Source organism: Myroides sp. 1354, from assembly GCF_030324495.1.
Lineage (GTDB): Bacteria > Bacteroidota > Bacteroidia > Flavobacteriales > Flavobacteriaceae > Flavobacterium.
Genome location: NZ_JACAGN010000019.1, coordinates 1 through 26,336 on the forward strand (window position 1 = coordinate 1; position 26,336 = coordinate 26,336).

The window sequence follows — 26,336 nt, forward strand, 5'->3', positions numbered from 1 at the left end:
GATACTCAAGCGGCCAACGAGGACGGACTGTAAATCCGTTGGGAAACCTTCGCAGGTTCGAATCCTGCTCTCCCCACACCGAAAAAAAAAGCCTTCTAATTTTTATTAGAAGGCTTTTTTTGTTTACGGTTAACCGCAAACCATTTCGAGGTTCCGACTGGATTCGAACCAATCTACTGATTATTGCGTAATCAGGCCTCCCAATCGGCCACGGAACCTTGTTTCGTCAATCATTCAATATACAAAATATTTTATTGATTTCCAAAATTGTACGGGTGCATTGCCATGTACCCCTACGTACACGGGTGCATTGCCATGAATTCTCATATATACGGGTGCATTGCCATGCACCCCTACGTACACGGGGGCATTGCCAAAAATGTACGGGCGAATGGCAATTCGCCCCTACGTACACGGAGACACTGCCAATATATCCCTTAAATCAAATTCACTTCTTCCTTCTTTTACCATACGACGCAAAACACGTTGAATCAACTGACTCGCTTGTTTCGCACAATCTTTATAATCCTCGTATTTCCTATACTTTAACACCAACACCAACGCTGCAAATAACTCTCCTGTCCCTGGTGGATCAACAGGTACATAATCAATAGGGATTCCCTCATATTGCTCTTGTTGTTTTACAATAATATGCAACAATTGGTCATTGATTGTTACAAATCGACAGCCTGTTACCAAAATATCTTTTGTGTGCAACACAGCATGTTGCTGTATGCTTGTTCTTAGTTTTTCAAAGGTTTCAATTTTCTGATTTAAAAGGGTTTCCATCTCAAATTGATTGGGTGTCAATATATCCGCTAAAGGCAAGAGCTTCGTAATTAACGCTTGAGGCACTTCCTCTTTCACATAGAGTCCCTGAGGTTGATCTCCCATTACAGGATCACATAGATATACAATCTCGGGGTGACTTTCTTTTATTTTGACAATGAACTGCGCAGTAATCTCCACTAATGCAGCAGAACCTATATAACCAGTAACAATCGTAGAAACTTCATCCAAAATATTCAATGCTAAGATTCCATCTAATATTTCTTGAAACAAATCAGCGGGTATGAGTCCCCCTCCTACTGTTGGCAGTCCAAATCGATTTGATAAAATTACGGTAGGCACTGCAATAACATCCAGTCCTGCTAATTGCAATACTAAAGAAGTCGTATTACTTCCCACATAACCATAAGCAACCTTACTGTGAATGACAATTGTCTTTTTGCTTTTTACTTCCATCTGAATCACACAAATTAAATAACCAAACCACTCAATTTAAATCAATTAAATGTAATATTTTTGTTTTACTTCATCAATCACTTCTAGCAATTGAGTTGTAATAAACGTCATTTCCTCTTCCGTCAATTCGGTGTGAATCGGCAACGACAATACCTTGGAAACCAAATATTCTGTATGAGGTAAATCGTAGCTTCGATCTTGTAGATTTTTAAACATTTCTTGTTGATGGCAAGGAACGGGGTAATAAATCATCGTAGGTACTCCTCTTTTTGCCAGTGCTTCATGCACAGCATCTCGATCAATACCTTCTAGAATCAACGTGTATTGATGATAGACATGATGACTATAAGCTGGTTCAAATGGGGTACGTAGATGAGGGTGATTACCCAACACGCGATTGTAAAATGCTGCTACAGCCCTACGCTTGTCACAATATTGATCTAAATACTTAAGTTTAACCTTTAATACAGCAGCTTGTATACTATCCAATCGACTATTTACCCCCACTATTTCGTGATAATATCGCTTTTCAGAACCGTGATTGCATATTTTCAACATCTTACTTGCTAATTCATCTGAATTCGTCATGATTACCCCACCATCACCATAAGCGCCTAAATTTTTAGACGGGAAAAAAGAAATACTGCTGATTGTTCCCATGGTTCCTGTTTTATGCATGCCGTCCAGCCCTACATAATGTCCACCTATACTCTGCGCATTATCTTCAATCACCGCAATATTATTCGCTTGAGCTAATTCCATAATTGGCTCCATATTCGAACATTGACCATACAAATGCACGGGAATAATCACTTTTGTTTTTGGCGTAATAGCTTGTTGTACACTTTCAATATTCACTGTAAAAGTATCTGGATCAACATCAACAAATACAGGAGTTAATCCCAACAAGGCAACAACCTCTACTGTAGCGATAAACGTAAAAGAAGGTGTAATTACCTCATCTCCTGGTTGGAGATCCAGAGCCATTAAAGCAATCTGTAGAGCATCTGTTCCATTCGCACAAGGAATAACATGCTTAGCCTTAGTATAAGCAGCCAGTTTATCCGTAAATTCCTTCACTACAGGTCCATTTATAAATGCGGCACTATCCATCACTTCTTTGATTGCAGCATCGATCTCGGTTTGAATGTTTTGATACTGCCTTTTAAGGTCAACCATTTGTATTGTATTCATATTGAAAGTAGTATATTCGTTTGTAAAAATTAGCTAGGATTGTCAACCCTTAGATTGAAATATTTCTTAGTTTTGTTTCGTTTATACGCACAAAAGTACGAGCTATTTGGATTAGTATTCTACACCAGTTTTCAACTTCTTAATAGTCCAGATAATATAGTTATCCATTTCAAACCTAGGTCTCCTTTCTCTATAAAAAAGCCCCGCAATACTTGTTGCGAGGCACATTACATAACAAATCAGATTCATTGCACGCTATAGAACTACGCGTTTAATGGGCAAACATAGGATACTCCTGCATCATACGTTGCACCTCCTCTTTTATTTGACGGTGTTTTACCGCATTGTCTTTGTTTTTTAATACTTCGTGAATTAATTCGACAATTGTATACATGTCTTTTTGCAACAAGCCACGGGTCGTAATAGCTGGTGTACCAACACGAATTCCAGATGTAATCGCCGTAGACTGTTGATCATAGGGAATCATATTTTTATTCAGGGTAATTCCCGCTTGCTCTAAAATTCCTTCCGCTTCTTTCCCAGTAATACCTTTACTACTCAAATCAATCAGCATCAAATGATTATCCGTTCCCCCTGAAACAACAGTATAACCTTTATCTAGAAAAGCCTGAGCCATGGCGCGACTATTCTTTTGAATCTGTTGAGCGTAATTAGTAAAACCATCCGTCAGAATCTCATTAAAAGCAACCGCTTTGGCTGCTATGGTATGCATTAAAGGTCCTCCTTGATTACCTGGAAATACAGAAGAATCTAATACAGAAGACATGAGGCGAACCTCTCCTTTCGCATTTTTTAATTGCAAAGGATTTTCAAAATCATTTCCCATTAAAATTACGCCACCACGGGGTCCACGCAAGGTTTTATGTGTTGTGGTCGTAACGATATGACAATGCGCAAGGGGATCACTGAGTAATCCTTTAGCGATTAATCCCGCTGGATGTGCCATATCAGCTAATAGAATTGCTTGCACACTATCGGCAATTTGTCGAAATCGCTTATAATCAATTTCTCGTGAATATGCACTTGCACCTGCAATAATCATCTTGGGTTTTTCTTTTAATGCGATAGCTTGTATTGCATCATAATCCAATACTCCCGTTTCTCGTTCTACCCCATAAAAAACAGGTTGATATAGTTTTCCTGAAAAATTAACTGAAGATCCGTGCGTTAAATGTCCTCCATGAGTCAAATCAAACCCTAAAATTGTATCCCCCGGTTGTAAACAAGCAGAAAGAACAGCAAAATTAGCCTGAGAACCAGAGTGCGGTTGTACATTGGCATAAGTAGCACCAAAAATAGCTTTGATACTCTCAATCGCCATATTCTCAACCAAATCTACATATTCACAGCCACCATAATAGCGTCTGCTTGGGTAACCTTCTGCATATTTATTGGTTAAAATAGAACCATTGGCTCTTAATACCTCATCACTTACAAAATTTTCGGATGCAATAAGTTCCAACGATTCTCGTTGTCTTGTCTCTTCTCTTTTAATCAATTCAAATAGAAGTTTGTTGTTGTAGTTGTTCATGTTTGTTGAATTAGATTGTAGTTAAACTATTCGGTCAAAGGTTTTTACTTTATTTGAGCACAAAAGTAGACCTTAAATGGAGCAGTAAGACAACTCAGTTTTAGAATCAATGGTAGTCCAGATAAGGCAAAGAGAATAATTATCTTCTTTATTAGAATTAACTTACATTTGAGTTTTATTCTTTCTTTTTAGTCCATATGAAAATAAAATACAGAAGTAAAATATCCCTCCTTTTGGCTATATGCCTTAGTGTAGCAGGAATAGGATGTCTTGTAGCGGCTTTTTTCTCACCTGAAAGGATTATTAGTCTTGTGCTTATAGTGACCGCTTTTTTTATAGGTGATTTGTATGTACGCACCTATTATGAAATTGATACTGTAGCACAAACACTGCATATTAGAAGCAGTTTTTTATTAAACCAAACACTAACTATCAGTAGCATTCGAAAGATAGAAGAATCAAACAGTTTACTAAGTGCACCTGCTTTATCGATGGATCGACTGGAAGTTCACTTTAATATTTATGATAGTATTTTACTTTCACCTAAAGACAAAAACGACTTTATAACTACCTTACAAAAAATACATCCCGACTTGATTTATATCGAGAAAAAAAATAAAAAATCCCTTTAACCTACAAAGTCAAAGGGATTTTTGTATTGAACTTATCTTGACTTTACACCTGCAGGGAAGCAGGACCAAATTCTTCAAAGAAAATCGATGCTTTATCAACTTTTTGATCCACTAAATACTGATAGTGTTTTTCAATAAAGCCACGAGGTCCGCAAATGTAATATTCCGCATTTTGAGATACAACAGCATCATTTACTTGAGCGAGCTCAACCCAACCTTGATTCACATGCGCTTCAGTCTCATCTACGACATCATAGAAAATATGCTGTTTGACATTCACATGCTCTTGCACCACTTCTGCTAGTCTATCCTTAAAAGCGTGAACTTCCGCTTCTCTACAACCGTGAATCCACTGAACAACAGCTCCTTCTTGTTGAATCAACGATTCTAACATCGATAGCAGTGGTGTTTGTCCGATGCCTCCACTAATAAATACTTTCATTTTCTCAAGGTTGTCTTGCAATACAAATACCCCTGAAGGAGCGGATAAATCAACCAAATCTCCAACTTGGACGACTTGATGCAAACGATTGCTAATGAGTCCATCGGGATGTTGGCTTCCACTTTCTCTTTTCACAGAGATGCGGTAGTATAGACCATTCGGAGCACAAGAAATACTGTATTGTCTTGGCTGCAAGAGATTCAACTCAGGTAAAAACATGCGCAAACTCACATATTGACCGGGTTTAAAATCGGCAATAGCCCCTTGATCTGCGGGATACAAATAAAAAGAAGTGATTTCACTCGATTCGACTACTTTATCCTTTACAATAAAAGGTCTCCAACCCGTCCATCCTCCTTTTTCACTCACTTTTTGATTGTAGATATTTTGCTCGTGACCGCTCATTAAATCCGCTAATTCTTGATAAGCCACGGCCCAAGCTTCTAGTAAATCTGTTGTAGCCAACTCGCCCAACACTTCTTTAATTGAAGCTATCAAATGCTTTCCTACGATGGCATAATGTTCTGCACGTATATCCAAACTCGTATGCTTATGTCCGATTGAATCAACAACTGGGAATAATACGCTTGGATTTTCAATGTGTTCCGCATAGGCTAAAACTGCCATAGCCAAAGCCGTTTGTTGCTTTTCATTTTGTTGATTCCCTCGATTAAAAACATGTTGTAACTCAGGATTGTGTTGAAACATGCGTTGATAAAAATGTTTGGTTAGCACTACCCCGTGCTCACGCAAAATAGGAACGGTCGATTTTACGAGTTCTTGTTGATTTGTTGTCATTGGTCTTTAGTTTTAAATTACAAGATAAAAAGAGTTTTTTATCTTTTATTTTAATATACCTTTTGAAACGTGGTACTATCAAAATACAAATAAAAGATATAAATATCTTTTATTCAACTAAAACTGACTTAAATTTTAATTTATTTATTCAAAGTAAAAGCTCCATCAATAAGACCTTGATTGAACTGACCAATTGTAGTTGTTCTTAAAACTTGAGCTAAATTATCTCTAATCTGCTTAAAATCATGATGTAAAGGACATGGATTAGTTTCGGAGCAATAGCTCAAGCCCATGGCACAGCCAACAAAGAGTTCTTTACCTTCCACGGCTTCAACAATTTCCGCTAAAGGGCGATTAAAATCTTCTTTTTCAAGATAAAACCCTCCATTGGGTCCTTTTGTCGATTGAATAAGCCCTTCCCTACTTAATTTCTGGAGGATCTTGGCTAAAAAGTGTTCGGGAGAATTGACTTCTTGCGCAATTTCTTTTATTCCTGATTTATAGCCTTGCTCACTTCGCTTGGCAATGTATAAAACCGCTCGTAATGCATATTCACAAGTTTTCGAAAAAATTCCCATACCTTCTTTTCTTGTATATTTTGTATCCTACAAAGGTAGGACAATTCCTTCATATTCTATGCATTATGGCATCAATTGAATCATTACCTGTCCAACTTCTATTTTAAATACTTCACTAAGTACTTTGGTACCTCTTCATACCCTTGTCGAAAATAGAAATCATGTGCCTTTGTTCTGCGACTATGACTGTGTAATTCGATGCGGTCACAGCCCATTTGTCTGGCTAAAGCTGAAACGTAATCCTCTACCATTTTTCCAATTCCCTTACTTCTTACCTTTTCATCCACTGCAAAATAACTAATGCGCATAAAATCACCACGCACTGCTAATTGGGGAATAAGATGCAAAGAAATAAAGCCAACAACTTCTTCTTGATCAACAACAACTAACAATTTTTCTTGCTGATTTTGGTTCATCTTTGCAATTTTTGCAGGTAAAAAATCTAAGGTATCTGGGTAGCCCATTTGATCTAATAGAGTTGCAACAACGGTTGCATCTTCTATCTGCATTGTTCTTATTTTCATCTCTACACTTTTTATTCTTGTTCAAAAGAAAGCAAGGTTCCATCTTTTTTAAATTCGATAGCATATCTCGAACGTTCATTGTTAATCGTTCTTGGATACCAGCGTACGCGATTATTCCTCGTAATAACATAAACTATTAAATCAGTAGAATCACCTCCTATTTCTTCCACTTTTTCTTTTAATGCTTCGTATACATTATTTGCATGTACAAAAGGAATCTCTTCTAAAGATACTAAGTCTTGCTCAATTTTAGTGTGTTTAGACAACACAACAGGTTTCGGCTCTTGCCACTGTCCATCTGTATAATAATATTCATCGACATAATTGGCATGATCGGGATTTTGAATCTGAAGCAAGACGCGGTAATTATCGTAAAAATGAATGGATTGATAAACATAAATAGGTTTGCCTTTCAATTGAGGGAGGTTTCGCAAGGCTGCTTCCACTTCTTGCAGTGCTTCTTTATTTGATGCAAATCCAAATTTCTTTTGAGTTTGATTCACCCCTGCTTCTTCTACAGAAAGCTCCCTTTGTAACTCCACTGATTTTTCGCCAACGGAATCAATAGCCCTACTTCCATTTTTGGTCTCTTCAATAGACTTTAAAAACTCTGTACATGAACTCAAAAAAACAAGAGCGAGCAACAATAAACTGGTGGTTATAGTTCTTTTTTTCATGGTTTACATTGGATTAATGTCCTGTTCAAATTGCACTTTTTTAGGTTCTTTTGGATCATAGAACAGCATGCAACTAGTTTGATGTTTAACACTTCCCACCTCGAGTAAAGACACGATTTTCTTTAGTACCACTTGATGTACTATTCCTTTATCATCGCTATATTCCACATCAAATCGAACTTCTGGTTGTTCATTGATATAAGTTCCTGTTTGTTGAACTTGTACAACTGTGCCATTTACTCGTTTTCCTCTAAACTTGAGCGCCAAACTAGAAGAACCGATATTCAGTTTTTTAAAGATCAAAAACTTTGCGATTAGGTACAGAATTCCAGCAAACAGAATTAAAAAACCAGCACTACTAAGTAAAGGATGACTCAGCGTTAAAAAACGCCAACCAAAACCTTGACTTTCTAATTGATAAGAAAATACGTAATAATAGACGATTCCCACAAAGAACAACAGCCAACCAACAAAAAACCACCCGTTTACTTTTCCTTTTGTTCCCTCTACAATTACATAGGGGCGTTGCTTAAAACTAGAATCAACGCGTAGATGAATGTGTTTCCCTTCTTCGAATCGCCTTTCTTCAGGTTTTGAATCTCTAACCTCCATCATATGTCTAATAGATTCTCCTTCAAAATTATGCAAGGCAAGCACGAGAGATTTAATTGCTGTATTGTGCTCAAAAATTGTACTTCCACTTGCTTGGACAATACGCGCTTCTATTCGTTTCCCTCTTTGATTTATTTTATTAATATTCCATTTTGTTTGGATGGTATATTTGAAAATTACAGCTAGTAAAACGCCCAATACAATTGTCCATAAAACAAAACTCATCCCCAAGTACACGAAGGTCTCCGTTGGATTTACCTGATCCAAATACCGTCTTGGATATTCACTTCCATAATAAATGATAGCTGGGTGTGCAAAGATAAAATACAAGAAAAAAAATAGCCAAAATAGGCCAAAGGCTTTACGCATAATTGTAATTTTTGGTAAACGTTTTTTTTCGCGTAAGGTGATAGGTGATTTTTCAAAAGTACAAAAAAAGTGTTTTTGTTTCTTTGCTTTTTCGCTTTTTCGCTTTTTTATCTCATTAGGTTTATGTTTTATTTTAGTATTCGCTTTAAAAAGGTTATGTCATGCTATTAGGCACATGACCATGTGCCCCTACATCTCTCCTCTCTCCTCTCTCCTCTTTCCTCTTTCCTCTCTCCTCTTTCCTCTCTCCTCTTTCCTCTCTCCTCTCTCCTCTCTCCACTCTCCTCTCTCCACTCTCCTCTTTCCTCTCTCCTCTTTCCTCTCTCCAAAAAAACTATTCCACCTCAAATATCGCCTGAATAGAAACACTTGATCCCAAAGGCAAAGAACTTGCGCCTCCAGTATTTCGAGTGTGTTTTCCTTTTTCTCCCAATACTTCAACCACTAGATCTGAAGCGGGATTCATCAATACTGCATGTTGCGTATACGTATCTACAGTATTAAAAGCACCGATTAACTGTACACAGCGTTGTACTTTATTCAAATCACCTCCCACGGCATCTCTTAAAATAGCCAATACATTGAGCATGGTAACTTTAGTAGCTTCCTTTACTTGTTCTTCATTGACATCTACTCCTAATTTACCTGGATTAAATATCTTTCCATCCTTTAAAGCGACTTGATTAATAAATACCAAATTCCCTGTTCGCACGTATAATTCATAATTTCCTACAGGTTTAGGCAATTGGGGGAGTTCTATATTTTTATCTTTCAATACTTGATTGAGGTCTATATGTTCTACACTCGCTTTAGATTTAATTGTAGATTCTGTTTTTTTACTACCTTTTAATCCACTAGCTACTCTCGCTAATTTTTCTCCTTGATTTTGAGCCAACTTGCGTTCGTCTGCAGTAGGACGTTCGCCTTTATTAATTGACATGGGACTCGTAATTCCCAAGACAGAATTCCCTGTAGTTTTGGTTTGATCAATCGTATCAAACCCTTGAATTCCGTTGGGAACTAATACCATTCCATGAACTGCCAAAGTATTCCAAAAAGACTGTAAGGCCAATTCATTCGCTGCCCCACTTCCTCCAGCCATAAACACGGTGGCTGGTTTTTCTTCCAATGCACGAGCGCTCCAAAGATCAATCGTTTGAGCAAAAAAAGCACTCATTCCCGTACTGATATTGCCAAAGTAAACAGGCGAACCAAAAGCTATTCCGTCATAAGTTGGCAATTCAGTTACTTCTACAAGAGGAACAGCAGCTAAACTAGGGTGATTACTTTCTTTTACTTTTTTGATTGTTGCTTTAGCACCAGGCCATCGTTCAACTCCTTGGGCTATTTCTTTTGCTAAAGTATAAGTTCCACCTTGATCGGAATCAATCAGAACTAAAATATGTGTTGTTTTTTCTTGTGCCATACTTTGTTGGGTATTTAAAATCAATACGAGGGCAAAAATGAAAATTGTAATTTGTTTCATGTATTTTTTGATTTGTTTCAGCAAAGATACACTTGCTTTTTTTATTAACTTTGCCAAAAAGTATATGCAAAACGACACACCTAAATGTGGTTTAATAGAGCAAAACGAAGGAAATTATATCGATAATCTCTTGATTGATGCCTATTTTTGGTATGTACAAAACTGGCAACACGACGATTATACCCATACCCATCAACGTTATCAGTTGACTTATGTAGAACAAGGGTATCAGTACTTTCATTTAAACAACAAGACCTATTTAGTACCGCAACATCACGTCATTTGGATTCCTTCTAATACAGCACACCGCATCAGTTCAGAGGCTAAAACAGTACACTTGCGCGTTGCTCTTTTTAAAACTGTACCTCAATCGGATTTCTTTCAGCAGGTACACGTATTCTCTGCACCTCCGGTATTGAAAGAAATGCTGTTGTATGCGAGTAAGTGGAATCAAGTTGTAGATGAAAACCCAGATCAAGCACTTTTCATTCAAGCCATTTTGAGGAATCTTCCTGAATTTTGTCAGGAAAATGAATCCTTACACATTCCCGTTCCTACACATTCTCGTTTATTAGCGGTTTGTGATTATATTAATACTCACTTCCACAGCTCTTGTAAAACAGAAGATTTGGCTGAGATTGCCCAAGTATCTACTCGAAGTTTACAACGCTTATTCAAACAAGAAACAGGTATAACTCTTCAGAAATACACCCAGCTGATTCGCATCCTAAAAAGCATTGAACTAAGAGATACTCAACAATATACCTTAAGTGAAATTGCACATCTAGTAGGTTATAGCAGTTTATCTGCCTTTACACTTTCCTATAATACCATTATGAAATCCAAACCCCAAAAGCAAAAATAACGAAGCCCAATAAAAGTCTAAAGCCCTTTATTCTTCCTCCACTATTTGCGAAGTTTTTACATTTTTTTTAACCTTTTATGTTTATAACCCATTCTTTTTACTTAATTTAGCCTCTAATAAAAAAACTTCATATGAAAAAATTAGGCCTACTTTTTAGCATTTTACTAACGTCATTTGCTTTTAATTCTTATGCTCAATCACCTATTAATGTAGGGATTAAAGCAGGCGCTAACTTCACAAATTTTTCGAGTAATCCTAAAGATTACAGCAGTAAAACGGCTTCTGGTTTTGGTGTAGGTGCAATGGCACGTATTAACTTGAATCGTTCCTATATTCAAGCGGATTTGATGTATTCAGAAAAGAGCATCAAATTTGAATCGGATCTTAGCAGTGACAAAACGAAAATGAAAAACATCGAAATTCCAGTGGTATATGGATATAAATTATTAAAAAGTCCGTTATACAATGTAAGAGTTTTTGGTGGTGGAGTATATTCTGTAATTTTAAATGATTTATCTAAAGGTTCTGTTGACCATGCATTTGATAAATTCGACAAATCGAATATTGGATACCGTGTAGGTGCTGGTGTAGATATTTTAAAATTCACTGTAGACGTTTCTTATGATGGAGGGTTAAATAACGTAAGTAAAGACTTCTCATCAAAACCAAATACTTGGTTTGTTGCAGTTGGATTTAAATTCCTATAATCCCACTTCCCTTATATACATTAAGGCTATTACTTTTGGTGATAGCCTTTTTTGTTGTTCTACTTATTTCAAAGTAGCTTGTAAACAGTTTAAAATTCAACGCTAGTTTTGCTTTAAATTTTTATTATTTTTGTGCTATGCAAAAGAACATCAACATTCTAAATAAAAGAGCTAAGTTCGAATACGAAATCTTAGATAAATATACTGCTGGAATTGTGCTTACGGGTACAGAAATTAAATCATTGCGCCTAGGTAAAGCTAGTATTGCGGAAAGTTTCTGTGAATTCCAAAACCTAGAGCTTTTTGTGATTAACTCACAAATCGAAGAATACGCTAATAGTAGTCACTTCAACCACAAAGCCAAAACAGAACGCAAACTATTATTGAATAAAAAAGAGCTGAAGAGTTTACACAAAAGTGTTCAGAATAAAGGATTAACGATTATTCCTCTGCGTTTATTCATCAATGAAAAAGGATTGGCTAAAATGGATATTGCCTTGTGTAAAGGAAAGAAAAACTACGACAAGCGAGAGACAATAAAAGATCGAGACAATAAAATAGCATTAGATCGCTTAAAGAAAGCGTATTAATGCTTTGATTTTACTCCTATAGGCATCCTTTTGGATGCTTTTTTTATAACTACATCCCAAATACAACTTAAAAAATGAAAAAGAATCTACTATGCGCTCTTGCTTTTTTGCTAACTGCTGTGGCGATGGGACAAAACAGAGAATCAGATAACTACCCTAAAACGGGAGATGGAGAACCTGTAGCCCCAATGATGGCTCCACGTAGTCAAAGCAACCAATATTCCAACAATCAGATTGCTACGGAATACGACTTCGTACTTAACGATTACTATCGCGAATATGAAAAAGTGTCCTTAGATAAAAATGCCATAATCATTTATGATTATGACGGAACGTTAAAATCCTTCAACTTAGAAACCAAAAAGGTTAATTGGACCTTTGTTGCTAGTGATTCTACTGTTACCTATGCGCGAAACAAAATGACATTGGAAGATGGCGTTTTATATGTGCCCTTTCACAATGGAGAATTATATGCTTTAAACCACAAAACAGGCGAAAAATTTTGGGAGGTAAAAATTGGTTTAAAAAATGGAGCCCTCAACAAAATGATGATCAATCAAATTCCAGTGATTCACGATGATAAACTATATTTAGTTACCCAACATGAAAACAAGAACATTTACGCTTTAAATAAGAAAACAGGACGCCACATTTGGAACTATCAACTAGAATATCCATACAACCACATGCCTGTTTTATATAGCAGCGGTAAAATATTTGTTCCCAATGCACCTTATGTATACAGTTTTGACGCTGAAACGGGACAAGCCCTATACATTCGCGGATTTAAAACAGGAATGTATTCTAGAGCGGTAACAGATGGAAAGCGCGTTTTTATTGCCGATTTATCCCAAGATCTTTTTGCTTTAGATCCTGAAAAATTAGATATCCTTTGGCAGATAGAACTCCCTGAAGGTGTAATTGATCATAAAATGGTGTTTAAAAACAATCAATTGCTACTAGCAACAGCACACAATTTCTATGCGATAAATCCAGAAACAGGTGCTATTACTTGGCAAACAGAAGTACCGCGCAAAGAGCATGCTGAATCGCGCTTTGTAGTAAAACAATTGACGGAATTCAACAATAAACTATACGCCTACAACAACAAGAGTACCTTCTTTGTTGTAAATTCCAAAAATGGAAAATTAGAAAAGGAAATTGACTTACAAAATGATCCAATTTCCAATATTGAAATACAAGATGAAAATACCGCTTACTTCTATTGTGAAATGGGATTAATTAAACTCAACCTCAAAACGAATAAAGAAGAATTATTGTATATCAGAGGTTCTATTCAATCCGATCCAAATGAAAATTACATTCTATTGGTACGATAGGTTGTTGACGGTTGATGGTTGATGGTTGATTGTTGATTGTTGATTGACAAAAAAAAACTCAAAATAGAAAGACCAATCCTTCGTAGGGGTTGGTTTTTTAGCTTTTTAGTTTTTTTTGTGCAAATTTCCGATGAATCCTCATCCTCTAGTCATCTAATTCTCTATCCAAAATATTCAACTTACACTGTTGAATTTGTTTTTTCATCGCGCGTAGTTCACTCATTTTCTCATCAATTTGTTTGAGTTTTAGATTGAGTACATCCAATTGGGCTTTTGTTGTCCATTGTTTTTCATGCCAAGCATCGATAACTTCTTTTATTTCTGAAAGGGTAAATCCAACAGCTTTTGCCATTTGAATGAATCGCAATTTATCCACTGCATCATCTCCATAATACGCGTAGTTATTGGTAATGACTTCTTTTTTAGTTTCGCTTCGAATCAATCCTTTTTTCTCATAAAATCGGATGGTTGCAATGGGGATTCCCACTTCTTTGGCTAACTGACTAATTAACTTCATCTGTTAAAGTATTTCTAAAAAACAAAGTATGAAGTATACTTCATGGTTGTTAGATGTAAAAATAGTATTTAGTTTTACATGTATCAAATAAAAAAACAAATTCAATCATGAATAAAGAACCAAACAACAAACTACTAACCAACACCTTAAAAGATTTCAGTAGTTGCTATTCAACTGTAAATAATACTACCTTACACTATGTCATTGGCGGACAAGGTGAACCCTTAATTTTGATTCCTGGTTACCCAGAAACCTGGTGGGCCTATCATAAAGTGATGCCTCTTTTGGCTGAACATTTCTGTGTCATCGTTGTAGAAATGCGAGGCATGGGAGAATCCGATAAACCCATTGAAGGCTATGAAAAAAAGAATATGGCAAAAGACATATACGAGTTGACAAAGCAACTTGGTTATGAACAAATTTCTATTTGTGGACATGACATTGGTGCTCATGTTGCCTACAGTTTTGCTCAAAACTATCCGCAACACACCTCAAAATTAATCATGCTAGACACCCCTCATCCTGATGCGAGCATGTATCAGCTCCCTTTGTTACCCCTCTTAGGCAATCCCTATCTTTATCCTTGGTGGTTAGCGTTTAATCAAGTCAAAGAACTACCCGAACAAGTATTAGAAGGGCGTATGAATATCGTAATTGATTGGTTATTTGACCATTTAGTACAACAAAAAGAAAGTATTACCCCCTTCGATAAATCCATTTACAGCACCGCTTATAATTCCAAAAAAGCTATACGCGCATCTAATGCATGGTATCAAACCTTTCCTCAAGACATTGAAGACAGTAAGGCATTTACTCCATTGACTATGTCTGTTTTGGGAATTGGAGGTAGTGGTTTTGATTTATTGAAACAATCTTTAACATCACTAGCTCCTAATCTGCAATTGAAAAAACTGGAAAATTGTGGACACTTTATATTGGCTGAAAAACCAGAAGAAGTAGCAAAGGAAATTATTTTATTTTTTAAATAATAGAGAAAATCATTCGAGATGCAGTAGCGTTTTTCTAATGTAAGATGATTTGTGCTTTGTGAGGTTGTGAGGTTTGCTCTTTGTGAAGTTGTAAATGCTCTACAAAGCACAAATCGTAGCGTAGCGTAGATTCATCGAATACGAAAATAAAACATTAACCAATGAGATAACCCTCACAACTTCACAAAAAAACTTCACCTAACACAAGAATCATTCTTACATCCAAAATTAAAGACCGCTTGTATAAATAGATAAGCAGCGGGAATTCCCAATACCCAAACGCGGGAATCAATGGTTTGAAACAACAAGAGAAGAGCGAGTCCCAAGCGGATATAGCGCATTGGAGTCCATCGTTTAAAATAATTGGCGATTGTATTCATATTCTCATTTTTTCTAACGTTCAAAAATAGCTTTATTTTTTTTGTTGTACGGTAACAATTGTTACTGTGAATCTTACCAGCAACAGTTAGATTTGCTTTACACAAATACTTAAATCAATCATTATGAAAAGAATGCTATGGGCTATTGCCGTGCTATTGGGAACTACAACGATGATCAATGCGACAAACCTTACGCATACAGTAAACGCAGCTGTTTTACAAGTAACGACAGGAGATAAATATGCGATTTTAGTTCAATCTACCAAAAACTTACGCGCTTCTATTATGACCGCTTCAGAAATGAAAAAAGACAATCCAGCGATTGCTTTTGAAATTGTCATTATGGGACAAATGGTCCAAGAATTGAATGACTCTGAATTGAGATCAACCTTAGATGCTGCAAACAAAGCAGGAGTCAAATTGGTTGTATGTGAATTTGCCCTTCAAGTCTATGGAGTACAATTGAAAGATCTACCTTCTTATTTTGTAGGAACACCCAATGCACATAAGTATATGTTCCAATTAAATGAAAGAAAATACAATACCCTTTCTATCTAAAACAAACAACAAACCTTCATATTTTTTTCAAAAAAAGCATCCTTTCTGGGGATGCTTTTTGCTTTTATTTAGTTTTTATTTTCTAACATGGGTACGAAACGGAAATCGCCGTGTTCATGTTTTTCGAATTGAGTTTCATTTAAACGAATAAGCTCAATCATCGTTTGTTGTTCTTCTCCTACGGGAATAATAAGGCGTCCTCCTATTTTGAGTTGTCCCATTAAAGCTTGTGGAATAAATGGAGCTCCAGCAGTCACGATAATCGAATCAAAAGGAGCATAATTAGGCAAGCCCTTATACCCATCTCCAAAGGTTAAGAGTTTGGCTCGAATTCCCAGTTTTGGCAACAAAAGAGCGGTTTTCTTATACAGTTCGAGTTGACGTTCAACACTGTAAACCCTTGCCCCCATAGCAACCAAAACAGCAGTTTGATATCCGCTTCCCGTTCCGATTTCCAATATTTTGTCTTCCGGTTTTACTTGCAGTAATTGCGATTGAAAAGCAACTGTATAAGGATGCGATATCGTCTGACCTGCACCAATGGGGAAAGCCGTATTTTGATAAGCAAAATTTTCAAAACTCGAATCAATAAATAAATGCCTAGGAATGCGTCTAATCGCCTGAAGTACGGCTTGATCTTCAATGCCTTTTTCCTTCAAGGCCTCAACCAACTGATTGCGCAATCCCTGATGCTTTGTAGAATCCTTCACTGTATTTAATAATTTATACAAAAGTAACCAATATTTTTATAAAAAACAGCTTTTCACTCCCTAGGTAAGGAAGTAAAACAAAAGATTTAAAGCTGAAATTTTACCCATTCCATAAATAAGTTTTATTTTTGTTCAAAATAATTTTTTATGCTAAAAATTGGCGTATTGGGAGCTGGGCATTTAGGAAAAATTCACTTGCGTTTGCTGAACCAATCAGAAAAATATGAACTAGTAGGTTTTTATGACCCTTTTGCAGAAAATGCAAATAAAGTAGCACAAGAGTTTGGTTATACCAAATTTGACAGCATTGACGAATTAATTCAAGCCGTTGATGTCATCGATATTGTGACTCCTACACTCTCCCATTTTGACTGTGCTAAAAAAGCCATTGAAGCGGGAAAACACGTTTTTTTAGAAAAACCAATCACTACTACGGTTGAAGAAGCCGAAGCGATTATCAAATTAGCGGAAGAAAACAATGTTTTAGGACAAGTAGGACATGTGGAGCGTTTTAACCCTGCCTTTGTTGCTGTGCGTTCAAAAATAGAAAATCCCATGTTTATCGAAACCCATCGCTTAGCGGAATTCAACCCAAGAGGTACCGATGTTCCTGTTGTATTGGATTTGATGATTCACGACTTAGATGCTATACTTAGTGTAGTACATTCACCTGTAAAACACGTTAGTGCTAGTGGAGTTTCTGTGTTAAGTGAATCTCCAGATATCGCCAATGCGCGCATTGAATTTGAAAATGGATGCGTAGCCAACGTAACAGCGAGTAGAATCTCAATGAAGAATATGCGTAAATCGCGCTTTTTCCAACGTGATGCTTATATCTCTGTTGATTATCTAGAGAAAACATGTGAGGTTGTAAAAATGAAAGATGCTCCTGAAACACCAGGGGATTTCGACTTAATCTTGCAAAATGCAGAAGGTTTGAAAAAACAAATTTACTACGACAATCCAACGATTTTACCAAATAATGCTATCTTAGATGAACTAGAAACGTTTCACGATGCTATTGTAAACAATACAAGACCAATCGTTACGTTAGAAGATGGTACTAAGGCCTTGCGTTTAGCGTATCAAATTATCGAAGCATTTAAAAATTAGAATATACATTAACTCGTTAATATAAACTATCTTATGAAAAATATTGCTGTAATTGGCGCAGGAACAATGGGGAATGGAATTGCTCATACTTTCGCTCAAAAAGGCTTTAAAGTACTTTTAATCGATATCTCTGAACAAGCGATTGAAAGAGGAATGAATACCATTAGCAAAAATTTAGATCGAATGATTGCGAAAGGTGCTATCACAGAAGCAGACAAAAAAGCAACCATTGAAAATATTATTACGTATACTGAAATTAAAGACGGTGTTGTAAACGCGGATTTAGTGATTGAAGCGGCTACTGAAAATGTAAATTTAAAATTAAACATCTTCAAAGAATTAAGCGCAGTATGTAATGAAGATGTAATCTTAGCATCGAATACTTCTTCTATTTCAATTACACAAATCGCGTCTGTTGTAAAAAACCCAGAACGCGTAATTGGAATGCACTTTATGAATCCAGTGCCAATCATGAAGTTGGTTGAGATTATCAGAGGATACAACACAACAGATGAAGTAACTAAAGCGATTATGGAATTGTCTTTAAAACTAGACAAAACGCCAACAGAAGTAAACGATTACCCAGGTTTCGTAGCAAACCGTATCTTAATGCCAATGATTAACGAGGCTATTGAAACCTTGTACAATGGTGTTGCAGGTGTTGAAGAAATCGATACAGTAATGAAATTGGGAATGGCTCATCCAATGGGACCATTACAATTGGCTGACTTCATCGGTTTAGATGTGTGTTTATCGATCCTTAACGTAATGTATGACGGTTTCAAAAACCCTAAATACGCGCCATGTCCGTTATTAGTTAACATGGTAATGGCTGGAAAATTAGGTGTAAAATCAGGCGAAGGATTTTATGACTATTCAGAAAGCAAAAAAGCGGAGAAAGTCGCAAAAATGTTTTCTTAATTGAAAGACAAATAAAACAAACAATCATACCAAGGCAATCGATATTCATTGTCGATTGTCTTATTTTTTGATACCATAAAGTAAAGAATGGCAAAAATAATTCCTTTCCAGGGTATACGCCCGACACGAGATAAAGCTAATCTAGTCACTTGTCGATCTTTTGAAGATTACAATGCCGTAGAATTGGCCTATCTTTTAGATTACAATCCCTTTTCATTTCTACACGTTTTAAATCCGGCTTATGTCAACCCTCAAAAGGTAACAAGTGATAAGCGCTTTAAAATGGTGGCTGCGAAGTTTAATGATTTTAAAAGAGAAGGAATCTTAACAAAGGAAGAAAATCCAGTTTTATACCTCTACCAAATAGAGACGAAAAACTGGAAATTTACAGGTATTGTTGCAGGTACTTGCATTGAAGATTACGAGAACAACATCATCAAAAAGCACGAAGATACCCTTGAATATCGTGTCAATTTATTTAAGGAATATCTGTACCACAGTCGATTCAATACAGAACCCGTATTGATGATGTATCCAGACAAAGAAAATATCAATGCTTGGATTGCTGAATACAAAGAAAACCGACCTATCTATGACTTTACAACGGTTACCAAAGAACGTCATACCATTTGGAAAGTAGATGATCAAGCGTGTATTGATTGGATCTGTCAGGAATTTGACAATATTCCGGAATTGTATATTGCTGACGGACACCATCGCTTTGCTTCGGCAGCATTACTCAAAAAAGAGAATGGCTTTGAACCACATTCGCATAGCAATACGGTCATGACTTTTTTAATTGCAGAGAACAATATTAAAATTTATGAGTTTAATCGCATTATCCACGATTTAAACAACCATACAAAAGAGGAATTTTTAGCTTTATTAAGTGAAAAATTTACTGTAAAAAACAAACAACAACAGTTGTGGAAGCCATCCAAAAAGATGGAATTTGGCATGTATTTAGATGGAGATTTTTACTCACTAAAACTAAAGGATAAAATAAAAACAGACGACATTTTATTGCAATTGGATGCTCAAATATTGTACGATGCTGTTTTAAACCCTATCTTGGGGTTAGATGATTTAAGAAATGATGCTAGAATTGATTATATCCCTGGGAATGAATCCATTGTAGCCATCAAAGAATTAGTTGATGATGGAGAATACGAAGTTGGTTTTATGTTATATCCAACCAATGTACAGGAGATTAAACTAGTAGCGGATAATGATTTAATTATGCCGCCAAAGAGCACTTACATAGAACCTAAGTTCATGAATGGGCTATTAACCTACGAAATTTAAATATAGAATATGATGTCAATGATTGCTGAGAATCTAAAACGAATTAAAGCTGACTTACCAGAACAGGTACAGTTAGTAGCTGTTTCTAAAACCAAACCCAATGCGGCTATTTTAGAAGCATATGAAGCAGGACAAAGAGTTTTCGGTGAGAATAAGATACAAGAAATGACGGATAAATATGACGCGCTACCGAAAGATATAGCCTGGCATATGATTGGACATGTACAACGCAATAAAGTAAAGTACATGGCGCCGTTTGTGGCTTTGATTCACGCTGTAGACAGCCTGCGTTTATTGGCTGAAATCGATAAACAAGCCGAGCGAAATAACCGTGTTATTCCTTGCTTGTTGCAATTGTTTATTGCAGATGAAGAAACGAAGTTTGGTCTAAGTGAAGCAGAATTATTCGAGCTTTTAGACAGTGAGGAATTCAAAGCATTAAAACACATTAAGATCCAAGGTTTAATGGGAATGGCAACCTTCACAGAAAATCAAGATCAAATTAAACAAGAATTTTCTACCCTACAACATATTTTTGAAAAAGTACAAACCTACAATCACTTACCCAACGTAGCTTGTGATACCTTATCTATGGGCATGAGTAACGACTACCCTATCGCTATCGATTGCGGAAGTACGATGATTAGAATAGGAAGTACAATTTTTGGAGAACGCAATTACGAATTAAACAAATAGTATACTATTGTACGCAGTTTTAGATATAGAGACCACTGGTGGTCAGTTTAATGAAGAAGGGATAACCGAGATTGCCATTTACAAATTTGATGGGCATCAAGTGGTAGACCAACTCATTAGCTTAGTAAACCCCCAGAAAGAAATACAGCCCTTCGTTGTCAAGCTGACAGGGATAAATAGCGCTATGCTTCGCTTAGCACCAAAATTTCACGAAATCGCCAAACGCATCATCGAAATGACGGAAGATTGTGTGCTCGTTGCACATAATGCTGCTTTTGATTATCGCGTACTTCGCAATGAATTCAGCCGTTTGGGATATGATTTTCAAAAGGATACCTTGTGCACTGTAGAATTGGCTCAAAAGTTATTACCCGAAATGCCTTCATACAGTTTGGGTAAATTAGTGCGTACTTTGGGAATCCCATTAGCTGATCGCCATCGTGCCTATGGAGATGCCTTAGCTACACTAAAGCTCTTTCAACTACTCTTATCTAAAGATACGGAAAAAACAATTCTTACCAGTATGATTAAGTCTGATATCAAAACAGGTCTTAATCCCAAGTTTTTTGATATTACAGACAACCTTCCTACCGCTGTGGGAATTTACTATATCCACAATGAAGAAGGTGTAATTATTTACATTGGTAAAAGCCGCAACATCAAGAAAAAAATCATGCAGCATTTCACCAACAATTCTGTTCTATTCAAAAAGGTACAAAAAGAAACGTATACAGTTACTTTTGAAAAAACGGGTAATGAATTGATTGCTATTTTAAAAGAAGCAGAAGAAGTACTTTTAAATCACCCTAAATACAACAAAGTAACCAAAAAGGGTATCTTCCCCTACTCGCTTTATGTAAAAACAAACCTTCAAGGGTATTTTTACTTCAGCTTAGAAAAAACGGATGGCCGCAAGAGAAATCACATGGCTTTTACCTCTTTAGCAGAAGGAAGAAAGTTTGTAGATAAAATTACGGCTGATTTTGAACATCCGTTTTATTTGGAAGTGCTTCATGAAAAAAAATCAAAAAAAGTGACAGAAGAAACTTTTTGCACTACATTTGAATTAGATTTTAAAACCTATAATGAGTTATTACTTAACTTATTAAAGAATTACAACCTAGATGATGGTCATGTATTAATTCTCGACAAGGGACGTACCATCAATGAGAGAAGCGCTGTTGTGATGGAAAATGGTAAGTTATCGGGCTATTGTTTTTACGATTTGAATTATCAAATCAACGATCCTGCTAGAATTGCAGCCAACCTGACACCTATTACTTTTCACCGCAACAACAGAAATATCATTCTCAATTATTTGAATAAGAAAACAGGTTATAAATTAATCCATTATTAAAAGTATATACGTTGAGACGCAGGCTAAAAAATAAGTGGGATATTCTGAAACAGAAGATTTATATCATCATCTATGGATCCAATACATTTGCAGGTAAACTATTCGATTTAGTTTTACTAGCTGTAATTTTATTGAGTGTGATTTTGGTTATGTTGGAGTCGATTGAGAGCTACGACATGAAACATCACACCCTTTTAAAAGTATTGGAATGGGTGATTACTATCTTCTTTACCATTGAATACATTTTGCGGATTATCTGTAACAAGCAACCGCTAAAATACATTTTTAGTTTTTATGGTATTGTCGATTTAATTTCGATTATGCCGATGTATCTCTCGTTCTTTGTTTCGGATTTAGGTGTCTTATCTGTAGTTCGAGCCTTGCGTTTACTGCGTTTATTCGGTATTTTAAATTTAGTTCCCTACATTGGACAGGAATCGAACCTAAAGCTTGCTATTAAAGCCAGTCGAACGAAAATTATAGTTTTCATCTACTTTATTGTGGTGGTTTCTATCTTATTAGGTGCCTTAATGTACGTCATTGAGGGCAAAGACAACGGATTTACGAGTATTCCGAGAAGTATCTATTGGTGTATTGTAACCCTAACCACAGTTGGTTATGGAGATATTGCTCCTCAGACAACCATCGGACAGATGATTGCCTCGTTCATTATGATTATGGGATACGGTATTATTGCCGTTCCTACCGGAATTGTAACTGCGGAATTTACGAGCTTAAAAAGAAATAAAAGCATTGATGCGAGAAGAAGGAGAACTTGTTCTTCATGTACAACAACAATTTATGATGATGACGCCAATTATTGTTATAATTGCGGCCAAAAATTAGGAGATGTCTTTACCCGATAATACCCATTATTTACTTGTCGTTATTGGCCCGACAGCCATCGGAAAAACGGCTTTAGCTATACAATTAGCCCAACATTTTCAATGTGAAATTATATCGTGTGACAGTCGTCAGTTCTTCAAGGAAATGACACTGGGTACTGCGGTTCCTTCTCCAGAGGAATTGGCAGCAGTTCCTCATCACTTTATTCAACATATCAGCATTCAAGATTCTTATTCTGTTGGGGACTTTGAACGTGATGCCATTGCGCATTTGGATCGACTATTTGAAAAAAATAAGGTTCAAGTCATGGTGGGCGGATCTGGTTTATACGTCAATGCTATTTTAGAAGGATTGGATGAATTTCCCGATATTGACCCACGTATACGCGAAGAACTCAACCAAACTTTAGAAGAAAAAGGCTTGCCTTATTTACAAGCCCAACTAAAGGAATTGGATCCGGTGCACTATGAAAAAGTAGCCCTAGACAATCCGCAACGCGTTACACGTGCTTTAGAAGTTTCGATTGGAACAGGACAACCCTATTCTAGCTTTTTGGCGAAAAAGAAAGTCAAACGCAACTTTGTTCCCATCGTTATTGGACTAGAAGCACCTCGTGAAATGATGTATGAACGCATCAATAAACGCGTAGATCTTATGCTTCAAGGAGGATTACTAGAAGAAGTAAAAGCTCTACTTCCCTATCAAGAATTAAATGCACTACAAACAGTAGGCTATCGCGAACTATTCCATTATTTTAATGGAGAAGGTACGCTGGAAGAGGCTATCGAAGAAATCAAAAAAAATACACGTCGCTTTGCCAAGAGACAAATTACTTGGTTCAAAAGAACACCAAACGCTACTTGGTATGGATATCAAACCGACCCAAAACAAATTATTGATGCTATTACCAAGCAACTAAATTAAATTATTATGCCCATTTCTAATCAATTTACCCCCATTCACCAACAGTCCTACGAAATCGACTTTTTTGCATGTTCTCCTTCTGGACATCTAAAATGGGTAGATTTATGTAAACTCATTCAAAGTGTTTCGGCAGATCACTCGGTCCTTGGAGGAATTAGTTTTTGGGATTTAAAAGAACACAACCAAGCTTGGGTACTCAGCAAATTTCGAATTGAGAAAAAAGCGGAACAACTTCCGCAATGGCAGGATAAAATTACCATTCACACGTGGATTGAACGCCTAGATGGGGTGCGTTCTATCCGTAATTTTGAGGTTTACCTCAAAGATCAACTAATCGCGGTAGCTACTTCTTTATGGGTAATCATCAATACCGAACGCCGTAGACCCGAACTCATCGCTTTGCCCCATGAACACTTTATCAAATACACCGATAAAAAAGTAACCCAAGCCGAATTTGCTAAGTTATATAAAGGAACTTATAACAAAATTGATGAACTCCGAGTAAAACTTTCTGATCTCGACATGGTGAAGCACGTCACGAATATCAAATACCTCGAATGGTGCATTGACGCAGCTTTTGCTTGTCAGGAAGAAGTAGATAAAATACAAGTGATTGATATGCACTTCTTAAAAGAAACCCGCATCAACGATAAGTGCGAAGTTCATTTCTTACAAGAAAATCACCAACTACACTACCAAATTTGCGTAGATGGTGTAGTACATTTCTATTGTTTGATGGAAGTAGAATAGATCGTTTGGTGTGCGTTGTGCGTTGTTTGATGAGATGGTGTTAACAACAATCGACAATCGACAATCAACAATCGACAATCAACAATCGACAATCAACAATCGACAATCAACAATCGACAATCAACAATCAACAATCGACAATCGACAATCAACCAACAACAAAATCATAACTGATCACTGATAACCCATAACAAAAAAAGGATAAACCAAAGTTTATCCTTTTTTTGTTATAAATGATGTAATTATCTTACTAATAAAATTCACTGTTAACCGTTAACTGTCAACTGATAACTAATTACCAAACAAACATCGGGCGTTCCGCCATCATTTCGTTTACTTGATCAGCAACTTCTTCGATAACATCTTCGTTTGTATGATCCATGATTACTCTATCGATTAAAGCAACGATTGTTTCCATATCAGCTTCTTTCAATCCTCTTGTAGTAATTGCTGGTGTACCAATACGGATACCTGAAGTTACGAATGGTGATTTGTCATCAAATGGCACCATGTTTTTATTTACAGTGATTTCAGCTTTTACTAACGCTTGTTCTGCGTCTTTTCCTGAAATATTTTTGTTTCTCAAATCGATCAACATCATGTGATTATCTGTTCCACCAGAGATGATATCGTATCCTCTTTTCACAAATGCATCTGCCATTGCTTTTGCATTTTTCTGTACTTGCAACATATAAGTGAAGAACTCATCCGTTAAAGCTTCACCAAAAGCTACTGCTTTAGCAGCGATGATGTGCATTAAAGGTCCACCTTGGTTTCCTGGGAATACAGCGCTATCCAATAAAGCAGACATCATGCGTACTTCACCTTTTGGCGTTGTTAATCCGAATGGATTAGGGAAATCTTTCCCCATCATAATCATTCCTCCACGAGGTCCACGTAATGTTTTATGTGTTGTAGTCGTAATAATATGACAATGAGGCACAGGATCATTCATCAACCCTTTTGCGATTAATCCCGCAGGGTGAGAAATATCAGCCATTAAAAGAGCTCCAACGCTATCAGCAATTTCTCTAAAGCGTTTGAAATCCATATCACGAGAGTAAGCAGATGCACCCGCAATGATTAATTTTGGTTGTTCTTTCTTCGCGATTTCTGCGATTTTATCATAATTCAACAATCCAGTTTCTTGGTCTACACCATAAAATACGGGATTGTATAATTTTCCTGAAAAGTTCACAGGTGATCCGTGTGTTAAGTGACCTCCGTGTGACAAGTCAAATCCTAAGATTTTATCTCCTGGTTTCAAGCAAGCAAAGAAAACAGCTGTATTCGCTTGTGATCCAGAGTGAGGTTGAACATTCACATATTCAGCACCAAAAAGAGCCTTTGCGCGATCAATTGCAATTTGCTCTACCACGTCTACTACTTCACATCCTCCATAGTAGCGTTTGTTTGGATAACCCTCTGCGTATTTATTCGTTAAACAAGATCCGGCTGCTTCCATCGTTTGCTCACTTACAAAGTTTTCAGAGGCAATTAGCTCAATACCGTGTACTTGTCTATCCCCTTCTTCTACGATTAAGTCGAAAATTTCTGTATCTCTTCTCATCTGAATTGTATATTTCGTTAAATTGACCTCAAATGTACAAAATTCGTTTGTTAATTTGCCCTATAATTATATATTTGATTAAACTATTC

At 36.4% G+C, this 26,336-nt stretch carries 30 protein-coding genes and 2 tRNA genes; 17 read left to right on the top strand and 15 right to left on the bottom strand.

Features of this window, described 5'->3' with window-relative positions; translation table 11 throughout:
* Nucleotide 1 precedes the first annotated feature (1 nt).
* Nucleotides 2-76 (top strand) — tRNA-Tyr (locus HX004_RS15380).
* Between the two features lie 72 nt (nucleotides 77-148).
* On the opposite strand, the gene HX004_RS15385 is transcribed toward HX004_RS15380, so the two are convergent.
* The 4 genes from HX004_RS15385 to glyA (HX004_RS15400) all read right to left on the bottom strand — a co-directional run bounded on the left by HX004_RS15385 (nucleotide 149) and on the right by glyA (HX004_RS15400) (nucleotide 3,991).
* A tRNA-OTHER gene (locus HX004_RS15385) sits at nucleotides 149-218 on the bottom strand.
* 187 nt (nucleotides 219-405) lie between these two features.
* On the bottom strand, nucleotides 406-1,245 hold the full coding sequence (gene pdxY, locus HX004_RS15390; RefSeq protein WP_286443485.1) for a pyridoxal kinase: 840 nt from the start codon (nucleotides 1,243-1,245) through the stop codon (nucleotides 406-408).
* 45 nt (nucleotides 1,246-1,290) lie between these two features.
* Nucleotides 1,291-2,439 carry a DegT/DnrJ/EryC1/StrS family aminotransferase gene (locus tag HX004_RS15395; protein ID WP_286443487.1) on the bottom strand — a complete coding sequence of 383 codons (1,149 nt, stop codon included), beginning with the start codon at nucleotides 2,437-2,439 and terminating at the stop codon, nucleotides 1,291-1,293.
* Between the two features lie 271 nt (nucleotides 2,440-2,710).
* Complete coding sequence (gene glyA, locus HX004_RS15400) at nucleotides 2,711-3,991, bottom strand: serine hydroxymethyltransferase (protein WP_286443488.1); 1,281 nt, start codon at nucleotides 3,989-3,991, stop codon at nucleotides 2,711-2,713.
* Nucleotides 3,992-4,224: 233 nt separating this feature from the next.
* Between glyA (HX004_RS15400) and HX004_RS15405 the strand changes: the two genes are divergently transcribed.
* A complete protein-coding gene (locus tag HX004_RS15405; RefSeq protein ID WP_286443489.1) occupies nucleotides 4,225-4,623 on the top strand; it encodes a PH domain-containing protein in 399 nt (132 codons plus the stop codon).
* Between the two features lie 43 nt (nucleotides 4,624-4,666).
* On the opposite strand, the gene hmpA is transcribed toward HX004_RS15405, so the two are convergent.
* The 7 genes from hmpA to HX004_RS15440 all read right to left on the bottom strand — a co-directional run bounded on the left by hmpA (nucleotide 4,667) and on the right by HX004_RS15440 (nucleotide 10,109).
* A complete protein-coding gene (gene hmpA / locus HX004_RS15410) occupies nucleotides 4,667-5,863 on the bottom strand; it encodes an NO-inducible flavohemoprotein (protein WP_286443490.1) in 1,197 nt (398 codons plus the stop codon).
* A gap of 140 nt (nucleotides 5,864-6,003) precedes the next feature.
* Entirely contained in the window at nucleotides 6,004-6,441 is a 438-nt protein-coding gene (locus HX004_RS15415) for an RrF2 family transcriptional regulator (protein WP_286443492.1), read from the bottom strand.
* 98 nt (nucleotides 6,442-6,539) lie between these two features.
* Nucleotides 6,540-6,965 carry a GNAT family N-acetyltransferase gene (locus HX004_RS15420; protein WP_286443494.1) on the bottom strand — a complete coding sequence of 142 codons (426 nt, stop codon included), beginning with the start codon at nucleotides 6,963-6,965 and terminating at the stop codon, nucleotides 6,540-6,542.
* An 11-nt stretch (nucleotides 6,966-6,976) separates the two neighbouring features.
* Entirely contained in the window at nucleotides 6,977-7,642 is a 666-nt protein-coding gene (locus tag HX004_RS15425; protein ID WP_286443496.1) for a hypothetical protein, read from the bottom strand.
* A 3-nt stretch (nucleotides 7,643-7,645) separates the two neighbouring features.
* Nucleotides 7,646-8,623: a hypothetical protein gene (locus HX004_RS15430; RefSeq protein WP_286443498.1), complete on the bottom strand. Its 978-nt coding sequence runs from the start codon at nucleotides 8,621-8,623 to the stop codon at nucleotides 7,646-7,648.
* A 189-nt stretch (nucleotides 8,624-8,812) separates the two neighbouring features.
* Nucleotides 8,813-8,971, bottom strand: a complete 159-nt coding sequence (locus HX004_RS15435; protein ID WP_286443500.1) for a hypothetical protein — start codon at nucleotides 8,969-8,971, stop codon at nucleotides 8,813-8,815.
* Nucleotides 8,958-10,109 carry an Atu1372/SO_1960 family protein gene (locus HX004_RS15440; protein WP_286443502.1) on the bottom strand — a complete coding sequence of 384 codons (1,152 nt, stop codon included), beginning with the start codon at nucleotides 10,107-10,109 and terminating at the stop codon, nucleotides 8,958-8,960. Before HX004_RS15440 ends, HX004_RS15435 begins: the two co-directional genes overlap by 14 nt.
* A 64-nt stretch (nucleotides 10,110-10,173) precedes the next feature.
* Between HX004_RS15440 and HX004_RS15445 the strand changes: the two genes are divergently transcribed.
* The 4 genes from HX004_RS15445 to HX004_RS15460 all read left to right on the top strand — a co-directional run bounded on the left by HX004_RS15445 (nucleotide 10,174) and on the right by HX004_RS15460 (nucleotide 13,611).
* Complete coding sequence (locus HX004_RS15445; protein ID WP_286443504.1) at nucleotides 10,174-10,974, top strand: AraC family transcriptional regulator; 801 nt, start codon at nucleotides 10,174-10,176, stop codon at nucleotides 10,972-10,974.
* Nucleotides 10,975-11,105: 131 nt separating this feature from the next.
* Complete coding sequence (locus HX004_RS15450; RefSeq protein ID WP_286443505.1) at nucleotides 11,106-11,681, top strand: porin family protein; 576 nt, start codon at nucleotides 11,106-11,108, stop codon at nucleotides 11,679-11,681.
* 137 nt (nucleotides 11,682-11,818) lie between these two features.
* Nucleotides 11,819-12,271 (top strand): SsrA-binding protein SmpB, encoded by a 453-nt coding sequence (smpB, locus tag HX004_RS15455; RefSeq protein WP_182647584.1) that lies wholly within the window; start codon nucleotides 11,819-11,821, stop codon nucleotides 12,269-12,271.
* Between the two features lie 74 nt (nucleotides 12,272-12,345).
* Entirely contained in the window at nucleotides 12,346-13,611 is a 1,266-nt protein-coding gene (locus HX004_RS15460) for an outer membrane protein assembly factor BamB family protein (RefSeq protein WP_286443506.1), read from the top strand.
* Nucleotides 13,612-13,756: 145 nt separating this feature from the next.
* Here HX004_RS15460 and HX004_RS15465 read toward each other — a convergent pair whose 3' ends face one another.
* Entirely contained in the window at nucleotides 13,757-14,128 is a 372-nt protein-coding gene (locus HX004_RS15465; RefSeq protein ID WP_286443507.1) for a MerR family transcriptional regulator, read from the bottom strand.
* A 107-nt stretch (nucleotides 14,129-14,235) separates the two neighbouring features.
* Between HX004_RS15465 and HX004_RS15470 the strand changes: the two genes are divergently transcribed.
* Nucleotides 14,236-15,117: an alpha/beta fold hydrolase gene (locus tag HX004_RS15470; protein WP_286443509.1), complete on the top strand. Its 882-nt coding sequence runs from the start codon at nucleotides 14,236-14,238 to the stop codon at nucleotides 15,115-15,117.
* A gap of 194 nt (nucleotides 15,118-15,311) precedes the next feature.
* Here HX004_RS15470 and HX004_RS15475 read toward each other — a convergent pair whose 3' ends face one another.
* The gene (locus tag HX004_RS15475; RefSeq protein WP_286443510.1) at nucleotides 15,312-15,497 is read right to left on the bottom strand and encodes a hypothetical protein; all 186 of its coding nucleotides are present in this window, start codon (nucleotides 15,495-15,497) and stop codon (nucleotides 15,312-15,314) included.
* A 123-nt stretch (nucleotides 15,498-15,620) separates the two neighbouring features.
* Between HX004_RS15475 and HX004_RS15480 the strand changes: the two genes are divergently transcribed.
* On the top strand, nucleotides 15,621-16,055 hold the full coding sequence (locus HX004_RS15480) for a DsrE/DsrF/DrsH-like family protein (RefSeq protein WP_286443512.1): 435 nt from the start codon (nucleotides 15,621-15,623) through the stop codon (nucleotides 16,053-16,055).
* A 68-nt stretch (nucleotides 16,056-16,123) separates the two neighbouring features.
* On the opposite strand, the gene HX004_RS15485 is transcribed toward HX004_RS15480, so the two are convergent.
* Entirely contained in the window at nucleotides 16,124-16,765 is a 642-nt protein-coding gene (locus HX004_RS15485; protein ID WP_286443600.1) for a protein-L-isoaspartate(D-aspartate) O-methyltransferase, read from the bottom strand.
* Between the two features lie 147 nt (nucleotides 16,766-16,912).
* Between HX004_RS15485 and HX004_RS15490 the strand changes: the two genes are divergently transcribed.
* The 9 genes from HX004_RS15490 to HX004_RS15530 all read left to right on the top strand — a co-directional run bounded on the left by HX004_RS15490 (nucleotide 16,913) and on the right by HX004_RS15530 (nucleotide 24,858).
* On the top strand, nucleotides 16,913-17,878 hold the full coding sequence (locus tag HX004_RS15490; protein WP_286443514.1) for a Gfo/Idh/MocA family protein: 966 nt from the start codon (nucleotides 16,913-16,915) through the stop codon (nucleotides 17,876-17,878).
* Nucleotides 17,879-17,911: 33 nt separating this feature from the next.
* On the top strand, nucleotides 17,912-18,799 hold the full coding sequence (locus HX004_RS15495; protein ID WP_286443516.1) for a 3-hydroxyacyl-CoA dehydrogenase family protein: 888 nt from the start codon (nucleotides 17,912-17,914) through the stop codon (nucleotides 18,797-18,799).
* 87 nt (nucleotides 18,800-18,886) lie between these two features.
* Entirely contained in the window at nucleotides 18,887-20,104 is a 1,218-nt protein-coding gene (locus HX004_RS15500) for a DUF1015 domain-containing protein (protein WP_286443518.1), read from the top strand.
* A 12-nt stretch (nucleotides 20,105-20,116) separates the two neighbouring features.
* Nucleotides 20,117-20,800, top strand: a complete 684-nt coding sequence (locus HX004_RS15505; protein WP_286443602.1) for a YggS family pyridoxal phosphate-dependent enzyme — start codon at nucleotides 20,117-20,119, stop codon at nucleotides 20,798-20,800.
* A gap of 7 nt (nucleotides 20,801-20,807) precedes the next feature.
* Nucleotides 20,808-22,157 (top strand): exonuclease domain-containing protein, encoded by a 1,350-nt coding sequence (locus HX004_RS15510; protein ID WP_286443520.1) that lies wholly within the window; start codon nucleotides 20,808-20,810, stop codon nucleotides 22,155-22,157.
* 11 nt (nucleotides 22,158-22,168) lie between these two features.
* Nucleotides 22,169-23,023, top strand: coding sequence for an ion transporter (locus tag HX004_RS15515; RefSeq protein WP_158960531.1), 855 nt, complete (start codon nucleotides 22,169-22,171; stop codon nucleotides 23,021-23,023).
* Entirely contained in the window at nucleotides 23,007-23,927 is a 921-nt protein-coding gene (miaA, locus tag HX004_RS15520; protein ID WP_286443522.1) for a tRNA (adenosine(37)-N6)-dimethylallyltransferase MiaA, read from the top strand. The genes HX004_RS15515 and miaA overlap by 17 nt, the downstream gene beginning before the upstream one ends.
* 6 nt (nucleotides 23,928-23,933) lie before the next feature.
* Nucleotides 23,934-24,677 carry an acyl-[acyl-carrier-protein] thioesterase gene (locus HX004_RS15525; protein ID WP_286443524.1) on the top strand — a complete coding sequence of 248 codons (744 nt, stop codon included), beginning with the start codon at nucleotides 23,934-23,936 and terminating at the stop codon, nucleotides 24,675-24,677.
* Between the two features lie 10 nt (nucleotides 24,678-24,687).
* Nucleotides 24,688-24,858, top strand: a complete 171-nt coding sequence (locus tag HX004_RS15530; protein ID WP_286443525.1) for a hypothetical protein — start codon at nucleotides 24,688-24,690, stop codon at nucleotides 24,856-24,858.
* Between the two features lie 114 nt (nucleotides 24,859-24,972).
* Here the strand turns inward: HX004_RS15530 and glyA (HX004_RS15535) are convergent, their stop codons facing one another.
* The gene (gene glyA / locus HX004_RS15535) at nucleotides 24,973-26,247 is read right to left on the bottom strand and encodes a serine hydroxymethyltransferase (RefSeq protein WP_286443526.1); all 1,275 of its coding nucleotides are present in this window, start codon (nucleotides 26,245-26,247) and stop codon (nucleotides 24,973-24,975) included.
* Nucleotides 26,248-26,336 lie beyond the last annotated feature (89 nt).

Coding starts and splice junctions, on each gene's coding strand:
- HX004_RS15425 (WP_286443496.1), bottom strand. CDS start 7,642: ATGAAAAAAAGAACTATAACCACCAGTTTATTGTTGCTCGCTCTTGTT.
- HX004_RS15440 (WP_286443502.1), bottom strand. CDS start 10,109: ATGAAACAAATTACAATTTTCATTTTTGCCCTCGTATTGATTTTAAAT.
- HX004_RS15395 (WP_286443487.1), bottom strand. CDS start 2,439: ATGAATACAATACAAATGGTTGACCTTAAAAGGCAGTATCAAAACATT.
- HX004_RS15430 (WP_286443498.1), bottom strand. CDS start 8,623: ATGCGTAAAGCCTTTGGCCTATTTTGGCTATTTTTTTTCTTGTATTTT.
- HX004_RS15465 (WP_286443507.1), bottom strand. CDS start 14,128: ATGAAGTTAATTAGTCAGTTAGCCAAAGAAGTGGGAATCCCCATTGCA.
- HX004_RS15415 (WP_286443492.1), bottom strand. CDS start 6,441: ATGGGAATTTTTTCGAAAACTTGTGAATATGCATTACGAGCGGTTTTA.
- HX004_RS15495 (WP_286443516.1), top strand. CDS start 17,912: ATGAAAAATATTGCTGTAATTGGCGCAGGAACAATGGGGAATGGAATT.
- glyA (WP_286443488.1), bottom strand. CDS start 3,991: ATGAACAACTACAACAACAAACTTCTATTTGAATTGATTAAAAGAGAA.
- HX004_RS15445 (WP_286443504.1), top strand. CDS start 10,174: ATGCAAAACGACACACCTAAATGTGGTTTAATAGAGCAAAACGAAGGA.
- pdxY (WP_286443485.1), bottom strand. CDS start 1,245: ATGGAAGTAAAAAGCAAAAAGACAATTGTCATTCACAGTAAGGTTGCT.
- HX004_RS15470 (WP_286443509.1), top strand. CDS start 14,236: ATGAATAAAGAACCAAACAACAAACTACTAACCAACACCTTAAAAGAT.
- hmpA (WP_286443490.1), bottom strand. CDS start 5,863: ATGACAACAAATCAACAAGAACTCGTAAAATCGACCGTTCCTATTTTG.
- smpB (WP_182647584.1), top strand. CDS start 11,819: ATGCAAAAGAACATCAACATTCTAAATAAAAGAGCTAAGTTCGAATAC.
- HX004_RS15450 (WP_286443505.1), top strand. CDS start 11,106: ATGAAAAAATTAGGCCTACTTTTTAGCATTTTACTAACGTCATTTGCT.
- HX004_RS15525 (WP_286443524.1), top strand. CDS start 23,934: ATGCCCATTTCTAATCAATTTACCCCCATTCACCAACAGTCCTACGAA.
- HX004_RS15480 (WP_286443512.1), top strand. CDS start 15,621: ATGAAAAGAATGCTATGGGCTATTGCCGTGCTATTGGGAACTACAACG.
- glyA (WP_286443526.1), bottom strand. CDS start 26,247: ATGAGAAGAGATACAGAAATTTTCGACTTAATCGTAGAAGAAGGGGAT.
- HX004_RS15500 (WP_286443518.1), top strand. CDS start 18,887: ATGGCAAAAATAATTCCTTTCCAGGGTATACGCCCGACACGAGATAAA.
- HX004_RS15475 (WP_286443510.1), bottom strand. CDS start 15,497: ATGAATACAATCGCCAATTATTTTAAACGATGGACTCCAATGCGCTAT.
- HX004_RS15420 (WP_286443494.1), bottom strand. CDS start 6,965: ATGAAAATAAGAACAATGCAGATAGAAGATGCAACCGTTGTTGCAACT.
- miaA (WP_286443522.1), top strand. CDS start 23,007: ATGTCTTTACCCGATAATACCCATTATTTACTTGTCGTTATTGGCCCG.
- HX004_RS15505 (WP_286443602.1), top strand. CDS start 20,117: ATGTCAATGATTGCTGAGAATCTAAAACGAATTAAAGCTGACTTACCA.
- HX004_RS15460 (WP_286443506.1), top strand. CDS start 12,346: ATGAAAAAGAATCTACTATGCGCTCTTGCTTTTTTGCTAACTGCTGTG.
- HX004_RS15490 (WP_286443514.1), top strand. CDS start 16,913: ATGCTAAAAATTGGCGTATTGGGAGCTGGGCATTTAGGAAAAATTCAC.